Genomic DNA, 14918 nt, shown 5'->3' with positions numbered 1-14918 from the left:
ATACCGGTCCGACACCGGCCTGGATCCTAAGACTAGAACGTGTTACAACCAGGTGAGAACTCAGGTCTATCAAGCAGTGAGGATGCAGCGCAATGCGGATCGGTTACACCCCCGAGCAGGAGGAGCTGCGCCGCGAGTTGCGCGCGTACTTCTCCAAGTTGATGACACCCGAACGGGTTGAGGCACTCAGCTCCTCCGAAGGCGAGATGGGACGCGGCAACATCTACCGCGAGACCGTCGCGCAGATGGGCAAGGACGGCTGGCTGACGCTGAACTGGCCCGAGGAGTACGGCGGCCAGGCGCGTACGCCCATGGAGTCGCTGATCTTCACCGACGAGGCCGCGATCGCCGGCGCGCCGGTGCCGTTCCTGACGATCAACAGCGTCGCGCCGACGATCATGCACTTCGGCACCGATGAGCAGAAGAAGTTCTTCCTGCCCAAGATCGCCGCGGGTGAGCTGCACTTCTCCATCGGCTACTCCGAGCCCGGCGCGGGTACCGACCTGGCGGCGCTGCGCACCACGGCAGTCCGCGACGGTGACGACTACGTGGTCAACGGCCAGAAGATGTGGACGTCGCTGATCGCCTACGCCGACTACGTCTGGCTGGCGGTGCGCACCAACCCCGAGGCCAAGAAGCACCGCGGCATCTCGATGCTGATCATGCCGACGACGGCCGAGGGTTTCTCCTGGACCCCGGTGCACACCATGTCGGGTGTGGACACCAGCGCCACCTACTACCAGGACGTGCGCATCCCAGTCACCAACCTGGTCGGCGAGGAGAACGCCGGCTGGAAGCTGGTGACCAATCAGCTGAACCACGAGCGGGTGGCTCTCGTTTCTTCGCAGCCGATCTACGTCGCACTCGACGGGGTCCGCGAGTGGGCCCAGAACACCAAGGACGTGCACGGCAAGCGGGTCATCGACTCCGAGTGGGTTCAGCTCAACCTGGCCCGGGTGCACGCCAAGGCAGAGGTGCTCAAGCTGATCAACTGGGAGCTGGCCTCGGCCCAGGACGAGGCTCCTTCTCCGGCGGATGCGTCGGCGGCCAAGGTCTACGGCACCGAGCTGGCCACCGAGGCCTACCGCCTGCTGATGGAGGTGCTCGGCACGGCGGCGACGCTGCGCCCGGACAGCAAGGGCGCGCTGCTGCGTGGCCGCATCGAGCGGTTCCACCGGTCGGCGCTGATCCTGACCTTCGGCGGCGGCACCAACGAGATTCAGCGTGACATCATCGGCATGGTCGCTTTGGGCCTGCCCAGGGTCAACCGGTAAGGACGGCACACCAATGGATTTCAAGACGACCGAAGAGGCCACCGACCTGGGTGGCCTGGTGCGCACGATCACCGAATCGGTGTGCACACCCGAACGCCAGCGTGAGCTCGACGGGCTCGAGCAGCGGTTCGACGCCAATCTGTGGGCCAAGCTGGTCGAGGCCGACGTCCTGTCGGCCGCGGCTCCCGAATCCGTGGGCGGCGGCGGCCTCGGCGTGCTCGAGCAGACCGCCGTGCTGACCGCGCTCGGTCGCCAGCTGGCTGCCGTGCCCTACGTGGACTCGGTGGTACTGGGCGCGGGCGCGCTGGCTGCGTTCGGATCCGAGGAACTGCGCACCCAGTGGGCCGCGCCCGCGGTATCCGGCGACAAGATCCTCACTGTCGCCCTCGACGGCGAAATGGGCCAGGGCCCGGTGCAGGCTACGTCTTCTGAGGGGCCTGACGGCCGAAGCTACAAGCTCACCGGTACCCGCACCCAGGTGAACTACGGGCCGATCGCCGACGCGTTCCTGGTTCCGGCCGAAACCGATTCCGGAGTCAGTGTCTTCCTGGTGTCCGGGGATGATCCCGGCGTGACGGTCAGCCTGCTCAGCACCACCGGCAAGGGCAGCGTGGCTCTGCTGGAGCTCGAGGGCACCACGGTGGACGCCGCGCGCGTCGTCGGCGGTGCCGAGGTCGCCGATTGGCTGACCACGCATGCGGCGTTGGCCCGCACCGCGTTCCAGCTCGGCGTGCTGGAACGCGCGCTGGAGCTCACCTCCGAGTACGCCCGGGAGCGCGAGCAGTTCGACCGGCCGATCGGCAGCTTCCAAGCCGTCTCGTCACGGCTGGCCGACGGCTACATCGACGTCAAGGGCCTGCGCCTGACACTGACCCAGGCGGCGTGGCGGCTGTCCGAGGATCTGCCCGCCGACATCGATGTCGCCAGTGCGGCGTTCTGGGCTGCCGAGGCGGGCCACCGCGTTGCGCACACCGCGGTGCACGTGCACGGCGGTGTCGGCATCGACATGGATCACCCGGTGCACCGGTACTTCCTGGCCGCCAAGCAGACCGAGTTCAACCTCGGTGGGGCGACCGGGCAGCTCCTGCGCATCGGCCGCGAACTCGCCGACACCCCGGTCTAGGAATGGGGGGTCCAACCGTCGGCCCGACGGTCACCGAGCTGCTGGTCCCATTGGCCGATGTCATTGACCGTGGTGTCTACCAAGAGGATTCGTTCGTCAGCTGGGCTGACCACATCGCCGCAGGCGCGCAACTGGCCGCGGCACTGCGGGCCCGGTTGGACCCCACCAGGCCCCCGCATGTCGGGGCATTGCTGGCCAACACGACGTTCTTCTCCAGCCTGCTGGTGGCTGCGGGACTGACCGGGCTGGTTCCGGTGGGGCTCAACCAGACCCGGCGCGGTGAGGCGCTGACCCGCGACATCGCGCAGGCCGATTGCCAGCTTGTCCTGACCGACAGCCCCGAAGCGGTCCCTCCCGGGGTGAATTTCATCGACGTCGAATCTGCCGACTGGGCAGCCGAACTCGCGTCCTACCGCGACACCCCGGTCACATTCGCCGAATTGTCGGCCGATGACCTGTTCATGCTCATCTTCACCTCGGGGACCAGTGGTGACCCCAAGGCGGTGCGGGTCACCCACGACAAGGTGGCGTTCCCGGGCCGGATGCTGGCCGAACGCTTCGGCCTGGGTCCGGCCGACACCGTGTACCTGTCGATGCCGCTGTTCCACTCGAACGCGATCATGGCCGGGTGGGCCGTCGCCGCCGCGGCCGGCGCGTCGATTGCCTTGCGGCGCAAGTTCTCCGCGTCCGGATTCATGCCGGACATCCGGCGCTTCGGCGCCACCTACGCCAACTACGTCGGCAAGCCGTTGTCCTACATCCTGGCCACCGAACCGACCGCCGACGATGCCGACAATCCGTTGCGGATTCTCTACGGCAACGAGGGTGCGCCGCGTGACCTGAGCCGGTTCGCCGAGCGGTTCGGCGTGACCGTGGTCGACGGATTCGGTTCCAGCGAGGGCGGGGTCGCGATCGCCCGCACGCCCGACACTCCCGAGGGCGCCCTCGGCCCACTCACCGACCAGGTGGCGATCGTGGATGTTGACACGGGTGGGCCGTGCCCGCCCGGGGTGGTCGGCGAGTTGGTGAATCCGACCGGCGCCGGCTGGTTCCGCGGCTACTACAACGATCCCGATGCCGAGGCGGCCAGGATGGCCGGCGGCATCTACCACACAGGCGACCTGGCGTACCTCGACGAGGACGGCTATGCCCACTTCGCCGGACGGCTCGGCGACTGGATGCGGGTGGACGGCGAGAACCTGGGTACCGCGCCGATCGAACGGATCCTGCTGCGCTACCCCGATGTCACCGAGGTCGCGGTGTACCCGATTCCCGACCCCAACGTGGGTGATCAGGTGATGGCCGCGCTCGTGCTGGCCGCGGGTGCGCCGTTCGACGCGCAGAAGTTCCAGGCCTTCCTGGCCGAACAGCCGGATCTGGGGCCCAAACAGTGGCCGTCGTATGTCCGGATCGGCGCCGGGTTGCCACGCACCGAGACGTTCAAGGTGATCAAGCGACAGTTGTCGGCCGAGGGCACCGACTGCACCGACCCCGTCTGGCCGATCTCCCGGTAGCCGCACCCGTTGTGAATCCAACGTGGCGCGCTGACCATTACGCGGCGGGTTGCTGCTCAATACTGACCGCAACCCGCCGCACAAGTGCCCGCGTCGCACCACCGTGACCCATTTCGATACCATCGGCATCGAAACATGGGAGGCGCAGCATGCACATCGCAGTGACCGGAGGCACCGGCTATCTCGGGGCGCACACCGTTCGGGGCCTGCTGGCTACCGGGCATCGGATCCGTCTGCTGGTCGCACCGGGCTGCGGCGACGACCAGGTGATCGGACACCTCGCCACCCTCGGCGAGATGTCCGTGCTGGAAGGCGACATCCGCGACAGCGCCACCGTCGGGAAGCTGCTCGCGGGCTGCGACGCCCTGATCCACGCCGCGGGCATCGTCGGCACCGACCGCCGCCGCGAACAGCTGATGTGGGAGATCAACGCGCACGCGACCGAAGCCGTGCTCAACCGCGCCGTCGAGGCCGGGCTCGACCCCATCGTCTCGGTCAGCAGCTACAGCTCGCTGTTCCCTCCGCCCGACGGGGTGATCTCCGCCGACACCCCGCCCGCACCGGGCCGCAGCCCCTACGCCCAGACCAAGGCCTATGCCGACCGGGTGGCCCGACGCTTGCAGGAGGCCGGCGCCCCCGTCGTGGTCACCTACCCGTCGAGCGTGGTGGGCCCGGCGTTCTTCACCGCCGCCGGGGTCACCGAGCGCGGCTGGGCACCGATTGCCAAGGCCGGTCTGGCACCCCGGATGACCGGTGGCATGCAGATGATCGACGTGCGCGACGTTGCGCTCGTCCACGAGCGGCTGATGGTGCCCGGGCTCGGACCCAGACGCTATGTCTGCGGCGGTGTGATGGTGTCGTTCAACGAGATGATCGATGTGCTGGAGCAGGGCCGAGGACACAAGATCCGCCGGATTCCGGTGCCGGGCGGACTGTTCCGCGGAATCGGCTGGTTGTCCGACCTGGTCGGTGGGGTACTGCCGCTCGGCGATGGGATCAGCTACGAGGCAGCGATGCTGCTGACCGCTGCCACCCCGACCGACGACAAGAGCACGCTCGCCGATCTGGGTATCGAGGCCTGGCGTTCGCCTCAGGCCGCCATGCTGGCGTCATTCGGCCGGTGACACCCCGAGGGCGTGGCTGAGCAGCCGCACCAGGCGCTGCTGCAGTTCCGGCGAATCGTCGTCGGTTGCCACCGTGGTCGTGAACAACGCCGCCCCGGCCGCCATGGACAGCGCGGCCCTGGCGTCGGACTCCGATCCGTAGCCTTTGGCGGCGAACATCTCGATCGCAGGACCGCTGAACCCGTCCCACAACGCCTTTCGCAATGCGGCGTTCTCCCGCAGGGCCAGCAGCAGCCCCGGCACGGCCTCGCTCACGTCCGGGCGACTGAACAGCTGATGGCTGCCGCGCACCACCCAGTCGATCCAGCCCGCCAGGTCGGTGCCGGAAAACGGTGACATGTCGGGTGATTCGCCGAGGATCGCGTGCAGCACCAGCTCGGCCTTCGACGCCCAGCGCCGGTTCAGGCTGGACCTGCCCACCCCGGAACGCACCGCGACCAGCCGCACGCTCAGATCGTCCCAGCCCACCTCGACCAGCAACTCGCGGGTGACCGCGAGCACGCGCTCGTCGATCGACGTGTCGCGTGGTCGGCCGGTCATTCCCCGATTCAACCGCATGGTGGCGCGGGTAGCGTCGGTGACGTGGGCTACCGCGAACACGATCCGCCGTCACGCCTGAGCGAGCTCGTCGAATGCCGGTGGGTGCGCACCGGCCCGGCCGAACCCGGCCGGATTCTGCCCGACGGCTGCATGGACCTGATCCAGATGGACGACACGATCATCGTCGCGGGCCCCGACACCACGGCGTTCATGGCGGCATGTAGCCGGGATCCGGTGCAGGGATTGCGCTTTCGCCCCGGAGTCCTGCCGCGGCTACTGGGCATCCCGGCCGACGAGCTGTGCAATACGCGGGTCGAGCTACGCGAACTCTGCAGCATCGCCGAGGGCCGTTCACTCGACGAGCTCACCGAAGCGCTGGCATCGCAGCGGCCCCGCGCCGAGACCACGCCGTGGCCCTTACCGATGCTTCGTGACGTCACCCGCCGGCTGGCGGCCGGCGAATCGGTCACTGCGACAGCGCGGTACGCCGGATGGTCGAGCCGAACGCTGCAGCGGCAGTGCGCCGCGGTCTACGGATATGGGCCGGCGATGCTGCGCCGCATCCTCCGGTTCCGTCGTGCGGTCGGGCTGCTCGGCACCGGTGCGAGCTCGAGCGCGGTCGCGGTGCGGGCGGGCTATGCCGACCAGCCCCACCTGCACCGCGAGGTCCGCGCGCTGGCCGGCATCGGATTACGCCAGCTCCGTCAGTTTCCCAATGGCGCGAACAGGTCCACCGAGGTCCCGTCGGGGTCCTCGACGGTCGCGTAGCGCTGCCCCCACGGCGCGTCGAACGGCTTGAGCTTTCCCGGATGCCCGGCGTCGGTGAGCCGGTCGTACAGCGCGTCGACGCCGGCGGGCGCATCGACGCCGAAAGCCAGGGCCACCCGCCCGGGCCCGGTGGGAGGTGTCCAGCCGGGATGCATACCGGCGATCACCTCCTCGGTGTCGAACGCGAGCCGGTTTCCGCCCGGCAACGCCACCTCGACGTGCGGCCCGTCCGGTTCGGGAACCGCCAAGCCGAGCAGCCGGTAGAAATCCAGGGCTCGTGACAGGTCTCTGGTGGCGATCTCGATGACCGCCGAGTTCAGGTTCAAGGCCATACCCGCAGGTTAGGAGGCTGGACTGCCCTAAGTCGTGAACAGATCGGACAAGGTGTGCCTTTGTCGGACTGCCGGTACCGAGTAGGTTGAGCCTGACTGTTAGTTACTTGCCAGTAGGGAGTCCCCGATGCCTGCTCCGTCCGCCGCCGACTTCGCCCGCCTGCGCGCGCTCGTCGCCATCGACGACGTCGGAGCCCGGCAGTCCAAGCCGATCGACGAGGTCTTCACCGGCAAGGAACTGACCACCATCCCGGTCGGTACCGCCGACGACGTCACCGCCGCCTTCGCCAAAGCCCGGGCCGCGCAGGCACAGTGGGCCAAGCGTCCGGTCAAGGAACGCGCCGCCATCATCAAGCGCTTCGGCGCGCTGCTGGCCGAGAATCGTGACTTCCTGATGGACGTGGCCCAGGCCGAGACCGGCAAGGCCCGCTCGGCCGCGCAGGAAGAGATCGTCGACATGATCCTGAACGCGGGCTACTACGCCCGCGAGGCGTCCCGGTTGCTCTCGACCAAGCGGGTCCAGGGTCTGCTGCCCGGATTCGTCAAGACCGTGGTCAACCACCACCCCAAGGGTGTCATCGGCGTCATCTCGCCGTGGAACTACCCGATGACCCTGTCGATCTCGGATTCCATCCCGGCCCTGCTGGCCGGCAACGCGGTGGTGGTCAAGCCCGACAGCCAGACCCCGTACTGCACGCTCGCCAATGCCGAGCTGCTCTATCAGGCCGGCCTGCCGCGTGATCTGTTCGCGGTGGTGCCGGGTCCGGGTTCGGTGGTCGGCACCGCGATCGTCGAGAACTGCGACTACATGATGTTCACCGGTTCGACGGCCACCGGGCGGACGCTGGCCGAGCAGTGCGGCCGCCGGTTGATCGGCTTCTCCGCCGAGCTCGGTGGCAAGAACCCGATGATCGTCACCAAGGGTGCCAACCTCAAGGTGGCAGCCAAGGCCGCCACCCGCGCCTGCTTCTCCAATGCCGGTCAGCTGTGCATCTCGATCGAACGGATCTACGTCGAGAAGGACGTCGCCGACGAGTTCACCGCCAAGTTCGCCGAGCAAGTGCGCAACATGAACCTTTCGGCGGCCTACGACTTCACCGCCGACATGGGCAGCCTGATCTCCGAAGACCAGATCAAGACCGTGTCCGGCCATGTCGACGACGCAAAAGCCAAGGGCGCCAAGGTGGTTGCCGGCGGCCACGCACGCCCCGACATCGGCCCGCTGTTCTTCGAGCCGACCGTGCTGACCGGGGTCACCGACGAGATGGAATGCGCGCGCAACGAGACCTTCGGCCCGTTGGTGTCGATCTACCCGGTCGATTCCGTCGACGAGGCCATCGAGAAGGCCAACGACACCGAGTACGGCCTGAACGCCAGCGTGTGGGCCGGTTCGAAGTCCGAGGGCGAGGCGATCGCGGCCCGGGTCAATTCCGGCACGGTCAACGTCGACGAGGGCTATGCCCTGGCGTTCGGTAGCACCGCAGCCCCGATGGGTGGCATGAAGGCCTCCGGGGTCGGACGACGCCACGGCGCCGACGGCATCCTCAAGTACACCGAGTCGCAGACCGTCTCCACCGCCCGGGTGATCAATCTCGATCCGCCGCTGGGGATCTCGCAGACGGTATGGCAGAAGGCGCTTACCCCGATGATCAGGGCACTGCAGAAGCTGCCCGGCCGCTAGATCGACGCTAGCGGGGACGCCGCGCGACGACCGCGAAGTTCAGCGGGATCTTCGGTGCCCCCGGCGGCAGGGCCCAGCCCTGAGGACAGGACACGAGCGCCGGGAACGCCTGCCAGTCCATGTAGGGCAGTTCGACCAGTGCCTCGATGACGAGCCCGGCCTGCAGTAATGACGTCACGACTTCGGACAGATCGTGGCGCCACTCGTGGTTGCGCACGTTTTGGATCTGGCCTGCCGAATCTTCGGTGTACGTCCCGTCGTCGTCGTAGGTTCGGGCTCCCCCACCGCTGAGGTAGTCGTCGGTGATGTCCCACGGTTCGTAGTCCAGGGCGCTGAGGATCGGATGGTCGTCGCGGATCAGGAACACCCCGCCCGGCGCGAGCAGGTCATGGATCGACCGGGCCCAGTTGACCAGTTCGGGCAGCCACACGATGGTGCCGGTACTGGTCACCACGATCTCGAAGCGGCGCTGGATCAACGTCGACGCGAACCGCGCATCGCCTTCCACCCAGGTGATGTCACGGCCGTCGGCCTCGGCGATCCGGGCCGCGTGCCGCAGCGAATTCGGCGAAAGGTCGATACCGTGCACGTCGCGGGCACCCAGACGCGCCCAGGAGATGGTGTCGGTGCCGATGTGGCACTGCAGATGCAGCAGTGACCGGTCTTTCACTCCGGTTTCCGGCAGGTGCGGCGCGAGCACCTCGAGGTCGTTGCGCACCACCCACGAAATGTCGGTGGGATCGGCGAGAAACCCTGCCACGTCGTACATCTCGGACCGGACATGCACATCGGCCCGGTCGTCCCAGTTGGCCCGGTTCGCCGCCAGGGCGTCCGCTACATCCACCAGCTCGACCATACCCATCCCAACGACATCGAGCCTGCGTGCAGATCGCGAAATCGTGAGAAATCGCGAACTGGACGCAGGCTCGGTGCGCTACGCGCAGACTCAGCCGCCGGCGATACCGTCCAGGCGCTTGGTCGCCGCCTCGAAACCGCTCACCAGCTCGGCGATGATGTCGGCGGCCGGCCGGATCTCGTTCATCCGGCCCACGATCTGGCCCACCGGCATCGCGACCGCGGTCGGGTCATCGGACAGGCTCATCCGCTGATGCGCCTCGCCGACCAGGATGTTCTGCAGCGGCATCGGCAATGCCTCGGGGGCGTCCGGTGCATCCCAGGCGTCGGTCCAGCGGCTCTTCAGGATCCGGGCGGGCTTGCCGGAGTAGATCTTTCGGCGCACGGTGTCGGCGGAGGTGGCTTTGAGCAACGCCTCCTGGATCACCGAGGCACCCGACTCGCGACGCACGCCCAGGTCGTATTCGGCCGCGGTGAGGAACGCCGAGCCCATCCACACTCCCTGGGCACCGAGCGCCAGCGCCGCGGCCAACTGGCGGCCGCTACCGATCCCGCCGGCAGCGAGCACCGCGGCCTTGCCGTCGACGGCGTCGACGATCTCCGGCCACAGCACCACCGAACCGATCTCGCCGGTGTGCCCGCCGGCCTCCTGGCCCTGGGCGATCACGATGTCCACTCCGTTGGCGACGTGGCTGAGCGCGTGCTTCGCACTGCCGGCCAGCGCGGCCACCGGGACACCTGCCTCGTGGACCTGCTCGATGACGTCGTTGGGCGGGGACCCCAGCGCGTTGGCGATCAGCTTGATCGGATGACGCAGCGCCACCTCGACATGGCTTCGCGCCACCGAATGCAGCCAGCCCAGCACACCCGTGTTGTGCTCGCCCTCCGCGGGGAGCGGCGGAACACCAAGATCAGCAAGAGTTTTCGCGACGAAGTCCCGATGCGCCTGCGGAATCAGCTTGTCGATGTCGACGGCGCTGCCCTCGGTGGGGATCTTGCTGGGCATCACCACGTCGACGCCGTACGGCTTACCGTCGGTGTTGGCGTCCATCCAGGACAGCACATTGTCCAACTCGTCGGGATCGTTGAACCGCACGCAGCCCAGCACACCCAGACCGCCGGCCCGGGTGACCGCCGCGGCCACCTTCTCCGACGGGGTGAAGACGAAGATCGGGTATTCGACCCCGAATCTTTCGCTCAATTCTGTCTTCACAGTCGAGTCCTCATCTACTTCGCTCCAACATGATTCGCGTGCACCTCGTCGGCCGCACGCTCCTCGGTGGTGTCCTTGGCCCAGCGGTAATCGGGCTTGCCCGCGGGCGAACGCTTGACCTCATCGACCAGCCACAGGCTGCGCGGCACCTTGTAGCCGGCGATCTCGCTGCGCACGAACGTGTCGAGTTCGGCCAGGGTCGGGCGCGACCCTTCGCGAGCCTGCACGACCGCGGCGACATGCTGACCGAAGCGCTCGTCGGGTACGCCGACCACGAGCGCGTCGAACACGTCGGGGTGCCCCTTCAGTGCGGCCTCGACCTCTTCGGGGTAGATCTTCTCGCCACCGGAGTTGATCGACACCGAGCCGCGGCCCAGCATGGTCACGCTGCCGTCGGCCTCGACCTCGGCGTAGTCACCCGGGATGGCGTACCGGACACCGTTGAAGGTCCGGAAGGTCTCGGCGGTCTTCTTCTCGTCCTTGAAGTAACCGACCGGGATGTGACCGCACTTGGCGATGATGCCGCGCACACCCGAACCCGGAACGACCTCGTTGCCGTCCTCGTCGAGCACCTTGGTGTTCTTGTCGATGGTCACCCGCGGTCCGCCGGTGTGGCTCTGCCCCTTGGCCACCACGGAGGTACCACCGAAACCGGTCTCCGAGGAGCCGATCGAGTCGGTGATGATCCGGTTGGGCAGCAGCTCGAGGAACTTCTCCTTGAGGCTGGTGGAGAACAGGGCCGCGGTGCTGGCGAGCAGGAACAGCGACGACAGGTCGTACTCGTTCCCCGCGTCCTGATGTGCGAGCAGCGCATCGAGCAGTGGGCGCGCCATCGCGTCACCGGTGAAGAACAGCAGGTTCACCTTGTGCTCGTGGATCATCCGCCACGCCGCGTCGGCGTCGAACTCCGGCATCAGCACCACGGTGTGGCCGGTGAACAAGGCCATCCAGGTGGCCGACTGGGTCGCACCGTGGATCATCGGCGGGATGGGCAGCCGGATCATCGGCGGGTTGGCGACGGCCTGCTTGGACAGGTCGTATTCATCGGCCACCGGCTCGCCGGTGGCGAAGTCGGTGCCGCCGAACAGCACTCGGTAGATGTCCTCGTGACGCCACATGACGCCCTTGGGGAATCCGGTGGTGCCGCCCGTGTAGAGCAGGTAGATGTCGTCTTCGCTGCGCGGGCCGAAGTCGCGCTCGGGTGAGTGCTCGGCGATGGCCGAGTAGAACTCGACGCCGCCGTAGCGCTGGTAGTCGTCGTCGGACCCGTCTTCAACCACGAGGACCGTCTTGACCAGCGGGGTCTCCGGCAACACGTTGGCCACGCGGTCGGCGTAGCGGCGCTCGTGGATCAACGCGACCATGTCCGAGTTCTCGAACAGGTACTTCAGCTCGCCCTCGACGTAGCGGAAGTTGACGTTGACCAGGATCGCGCCGGCCTTCACGATGCCCAGCATCCCGATCACGATCTCGATGCGGTTGCGACAGTAAAGGCCGACCTTGTCGTCCTTCTTGACGCCTTGGGCGATCAGGTAATGGGCCAGACGGTTGGCCTTCTCCTCCAACTGCGCATAGGTCAGCTGTTCGTCGCCACAAATCAGGGCGACACGGTCAGGCACAGCATCGATGGCGTGCTCGGCAAGATCGGCAATATTCAGAGCCACAGAACCTAAACTAGAACGTGTTACATTTCGAGACAAGTCTGGGTTGAAAATGTATAGGAGCTGGCACCTGTGAGCGATACCGAAAAAGGACCCGACGCCCTCATTGAGCAGCGCGGACACACCCTGATCCTGACGCTGAACCGGCCCGAGGCGCGCAATGCGCTTTCGACCGAGATGCTCTCGATCATGGTCGAGGCCTGGGACCGCGTCGACAACGATCCGGAGATCCGTACCTGCATCCTGACCGGCGCGGGCGGGTACTTCTGCGCGGGCATGGACCTCAAGGGCGCCACCAAAAAACCGCCTGGCGACTCGTTCAAGGACGGTAGCTACGACCCGTCGCGCATCGACGGCCTGCTCAAGGGCCGTCGGCTCACGAAGCCGCTGATCGCCGCGGTAGAGGGCCCGGCCATCGCCGGCGGCACCGAGATCCTGCAGGGCACCGACATCCGCGTGGCCGGCGAGAGCGCCAAGTTCGGCATCTCCGAGGCCAAGTGGAGCCTGTACCCGATGGGTGGCTCGGCAGTACGGCTGGTGCGCCAGATTCCCTACACCATCGCGTGCGACATGCTGCTGACCGGACGGCACATCACCGCTGCTCAGGCCCTGGAGTACGGCCTGATCGGTCATGTCGTTCCGGATGGCACCGCGCTGGACAAGGCACTGGAGATCGCCGAGGTGATCAACAACAACGGCCCGCTGGCCGTGCAGGCGATCCTCAAGACCATCCGCGAGACCGAGGGCATGCACGAGAACGAGGCGTTCAAGCCCGACACCGCCAACGGCATCCCGGTGTTTCTGTCCGCCGACGCCAAGGAAGGCCCGCTGGCCTTCAAGGAGAAGCGCGCGCCCAAGTTCCAGATGCGCTGATCCCCGCTGCCGGCGCAGACCGCCCTCATCGCTGATTTCGCCCGCCAACTGTCCTCATTGCGGCACTGAGCAGCCCTATACTCGTGCCAACTTTTGCCGGGACGGGAGCCGGGCATGCCTGAACGCGATGAGGCGTCTGCGCCAACCACCGATAACTCGGTACGCCGTGGCCTGTTACTGCAACTCGCCCTGCGGATGCTCATGGCGATGTTCATCGGCGTCGCCCTGGTGTCTCAGCCCCCACACTCGAACCTGTGGCTACACCGCGCGATCTTCGTCGGCTACGCCGCGGCGGTCTCGGTGTGGAGCTGGTGGACGCTGCGCTCCGCCGACCGGTCGGGCGGCGGAACCCGGCGATCGGTGGCACTGCTCATGCTGTGCGTGGATCTCCTTGCGGTCGCGATCATTTCGACGGAAACCGGGATCAGTTCGGCAGAGACCTGGACCTCCGACGTGGTACAGCACGGGCTGTTCCTGATCCCGCTGATCGCGGCAGCGCAACTCGATCCCGTCGTCAGCGCCACGATCGCGGTCCCTACGGTGGTCACGTTCTTCGTGGTGAGCTGGGTTGACAAGGCCGCCAACGGCAATGAGCCCTGGGGGTCGATCCTGGCGCGGACCGCCGTGCTGTTCGGTCTGGCTGCCGGATCGGTCGCCTTGTCGTGGATCCAGCAATCCAGGACCAGGACCATCACCGCCCTGGCCCTCGAGCGGACCCGCCTGCTCGAAGAAGTGATCAACCTAGAGAAGCGTGAACGCCAATCGCTCTCCGAACGCCTGCACGATGGTGCGCTCCAGTACGTGCTGGTGGCGCGACGCGACATGGAAGAGGTCAGGGACGGATCGGTCGACGGGATGGACCGCGTCGACTTCGCGTTGGCGGAGTCCTCCCGCCTGCTGCGCGACGTGGTTCGCGAACTGCATCCAGAGGTTCTGGCCCGGGCCGGCCTCAAGGCGGCGATGACCTCGCTGGCCGACGGCATCGCGACGCGCACCAACCTCACAGTCCAGTTGGACGCTGACAGCTGGCCCGACGACCTACGTACCAACGCCGATCATCTGATCTACAGCGCGGCTCGGGAATTCTCCACAAACGTCATCAAGCACGCACAGGCCCAGAATCTGCGGTTCACCCTGGGCTACAACGGCATTCAAGCCGCAATGTGCATCGCAGATGACGGCGTCGGCATTCCACCCGAGCGTCTTGCTCAGAGCATCGAGGAGGGCCACATCGGGTTCGCCTCGATTTGTGCCAAGGTTCTGGCCGCAGGCGGCACATTCGTGGTGACGGGCACACCCGGGACCACCGTGTCGATCTCGGTTCCCGCGAAAGGCACCGCCGACGCTACCGGAACAGTCGCGGCGAAGCGGCCGCCCCACGTCCAGATGAAGTAGGTCGCCGCAAAACTGAGGCCCTGCTCGACGTTTCGAGCAGGGCCTTCAGTTTCGGGACGTCTAGCGCCAGTGTCCGGGTGGAGGTGGTCCCCAATGGCCGGGCGGCGGCGGTGGCGGCGGGCCCCACCTCGGCGGTGGCGGTGGTCCCCAGAAAGGTGGTGGCGGCGGGGGCGGCGGCCCCCAGAACGGCGGCGGTGGCGGAGGCGGACCCCAGAACGGTGGGGGCGGCGGCGGAGGTGGTGGCGGCGGGAACTGCGGTGCCGGGACCACCGACATCACACTCGCCGGTGCCGGCGTGATCCCTTGTGCCGGTGCCGCATTGGCCTGCCCGGCCAACCCGATGGCTCCGGCCAGGAGCGTCCCACCCAGCACCATTCCGCTCAACACACTTCGCCCAGGTAAATGTCGTGCCATCTCGTGCACTCCTCTAGTCGTAGTGTCATATCCCCCGAAATCGCGAGACTATCTAATTAGACTGCCTATGCGAAACCTATGAGCGCCTTACACAGCTGATGCTTAACCAACGCATAGGAGTACACAGTCACGGGGAGTCCACGCTCGCGCG

14 protein-coding genes are annotated in these 14918 nt (G+C 67.0%); 8 read left to right on the top strand and 6 right to left on the bottom strand.

Going from position 1 to position 14918, the window contains the following annotated elements:
• Positions 1-92: 92 nt before the first annotated feature.
• The 4 genes from AC4LGL_RS01190 (at position 93) to AC4LGL_RS01175 (ending at position 5035) form a co-directional block, all read left to right on the top strand.
• Positions 93-1274 (top strand): acyl-CoA dehydrogenase family protein, encoded by a 1182-nt coding sequence (locus AC4LGL_RS01190; protein ID WP_065148027.1) that lies wholly within the window; start codon positions 93-95, stop codon positions 1272-1274.
• A gap of 13 nt (positions 1275-1287) precedes the next feature.
• Positions 1288-2397 (top strand): acyl-CoA dehydrogenase family protein, encoded by a 1110-nt coding sequence (locus AC4LGL_RS01185; protein ID WP_491837254.1) that lies wholly within the window; start codon positions 1288-1290, stop codon positions 2395-2397.
• A 2-nt stretch (positions 2398-2399) separates the two neighbouring features.
• Positions 2400-3911 carry a long-chain-fatty-acid--CoA ligase FadD17 gene (gene fadD17 / locus AC4LGL_RS01180; protein ID WP_491837253.1) on the top strand — a complete coding sequence of 504 codons (1512 nt, stop codon included), beginning with the start codon at positions 2400-2402 and terminating at the stop codon, positions 3909-3911.
• Between the two features lie 149 nt (positions 3912-4060).
• Complete coding sequence (locus tag AC4LGL_RS01175) at positions 4061-5035, top strand: NAD-dependent epimerase/dehydratase family protein (RefSeq protein WP_491837252.1); 975 nt, start codon at positions 4061-4063, stop codon at positions 5033-5035.
• On the opposite strand, the gene AC4LGL_RS01170 is transcribed toward AC4LGL_RS01175, so the two are convergent.
• Positions 5021-5575, bottom strand: a complete 555-nt coding sequence (locus tag AC4LGL_RS01170) for a TetR/AcrR family transcriptional regulator (RefSeq protein ID WP_491837251.1) — start codon at positions 5573-5575, stop codon at positions 5021-5023. The two genes, AC4LGL_RS01175 and AC4LGL_RS01170, sit on opposite strands and share 15 nt — an antisense overlap.
• A 42-nt stretch (positions 5576-5617) precedes the next feature.
• On the opposite strand from AC4LGL_RS01170, the gene AC4LGL_RS01165 reads away from it, so the two are divergent.
• Positions 5618-6343, top strand: coding sequence for a DUF6597 domain-containing transcriptional factor (locus AC4LGL_RS01165; protein ID WP_491837250.1), 726 nt, complete (start codon positions 5618-5620; stop codon positions 6341-6343).
• Here AC4LGL_RS01165 and AC4LGL_RS01160 read toward each other — a convergent pair.
• Positions 6280-6675 carry a VOC family protein gene (locus AC4LGL_RS01160; RefSeq protein ID WP_491837249.1) on the bottom strand — a complete coding sequence of 132 codons (396 nt, stop codon included), beginning with the start codon at positions 6673-6675 and terminating at the stop codon, positions 6280-6282. The genes AC4LGL_RS01165 and AC4LGL_RS01160 overlap by 64 nt on opposite strands.
• A gap of 127 nt (positions 6676-6802) precedes the next feature.
• Here AC4LGL_RS01160 and AC4LGL_RS01155 point away from each other — a divergent pair, with 127 nt between their 5' ends.
• Entirely contained in the window at positions 6803-8356 is a 1554-nt protein-coding gene (locus AC4LGL_RS01155; RefSeq protein ID WP_491837248.1) for a succinic semialdehyde dehydrogenase, read from the top strand.
• 7 nt (positions 8357-8363) lie between these two features.
• Here the strand turns inward: AC4LGL_RS01155 and AC4LGL_RS01150 are convergent, their stop codons facing one another.
• From AC4LGL_RS01150 to AC4LGL_RS01140, 3 genes are all read right to left on the bottom strand, one after another.
• The gene (locus AC4LGL_RS01150) at positions 8364-9200 is read right to left on the bottom strand and encodes a class I SAM-dependent methyltransferase (protein ID WP_491837247.1); all 837 of its coding nucleotides are present in this window, start codon (positions 9198-9200) and stop codon (positions 8364-8366) included.
• Between the two features lie 102 nt (positions 9201-9302).
• Positions 9303-10424, bottom strand: coding sequence for an NAD(P)H-dependent flavin oxidoreductase (locus AC4LGL_RS01145; RefSeq protein ID WP_491837246.1), 1122 nt, complete (start codon positions 10422-10424; stop codon positions 9303-9305).
• Between the two features lie 14 nt (positions 10425-10438).
• Positions 10439-12088, bottom strand: a complete 1650-nt coding sequence (locus AC4LGL_RS01140; protein WP_491837245.1) for a medium/long-chain-fatty-acid--CoA/3-oxocholest-4-en-26-oate--CoA ligase — start codon at positions 12086-12088, stop codon at positions 10439-10441.
• Between the two features lie 69 nt (positions 12089-12157).
• On the opposite strand from AC4LGL_RS01140, the gene AC4LGL_RS01135 reads away from it, so the two are divergent.
• Together AC4LGL_RS01135 and AC4LGL_RS01130 are read left to right on the top strand one after the other, a co-directional pair.
• Positions 12158-12958 carry a crotonase/enoyl-CoA hydratase family protein gene (locus AC4LGL_RS01135; protein WP_064884597.1) on the top strand — a complete coding sequence of 267 codons (801 nt, stop codon included), beginning with the start codon at positions 12158-12160 and terminating at the stop codon, positions 12956-12958.
• Between the two features lie 114 nt (positions 12959-13072).
• The gene (locus AC4LGL_RS01130; RefSeq protein WP_491837244.1) at positions 13073-14353 is read left to right on the top strand and encodes a sensor histidine kinase; all 1281 of its coding nucleotides are present in this window, start codon (positions 13073-13075) and stop codon (positions 14351-14353) included.
• A gap of 60 nt (positions 14354-14413) precedes the next feature.
• On the opposite strand, the gene AC4LGL_RS01125 is transcribed toward AC4LGL_RS01130, so the two are convergent.
• Positions 14414-14767, bottom strand: coding sequence for a hypothetical protein (locus AC4LGL_RS01125; RefSeq protein ID WP_491837243.1), 354 nt, complete (start codon positions 14765-14767; stop codon positions 14414-14416).
• Positions 14768-14918: the final 151 nt, after the last annotated feature.

Source organism: Mycolicibacterium arcueilense, from assembly GCF_058536225.1.
This window is presented reverse-complemented; position numbering and strand designations above follow the sequence as displayed.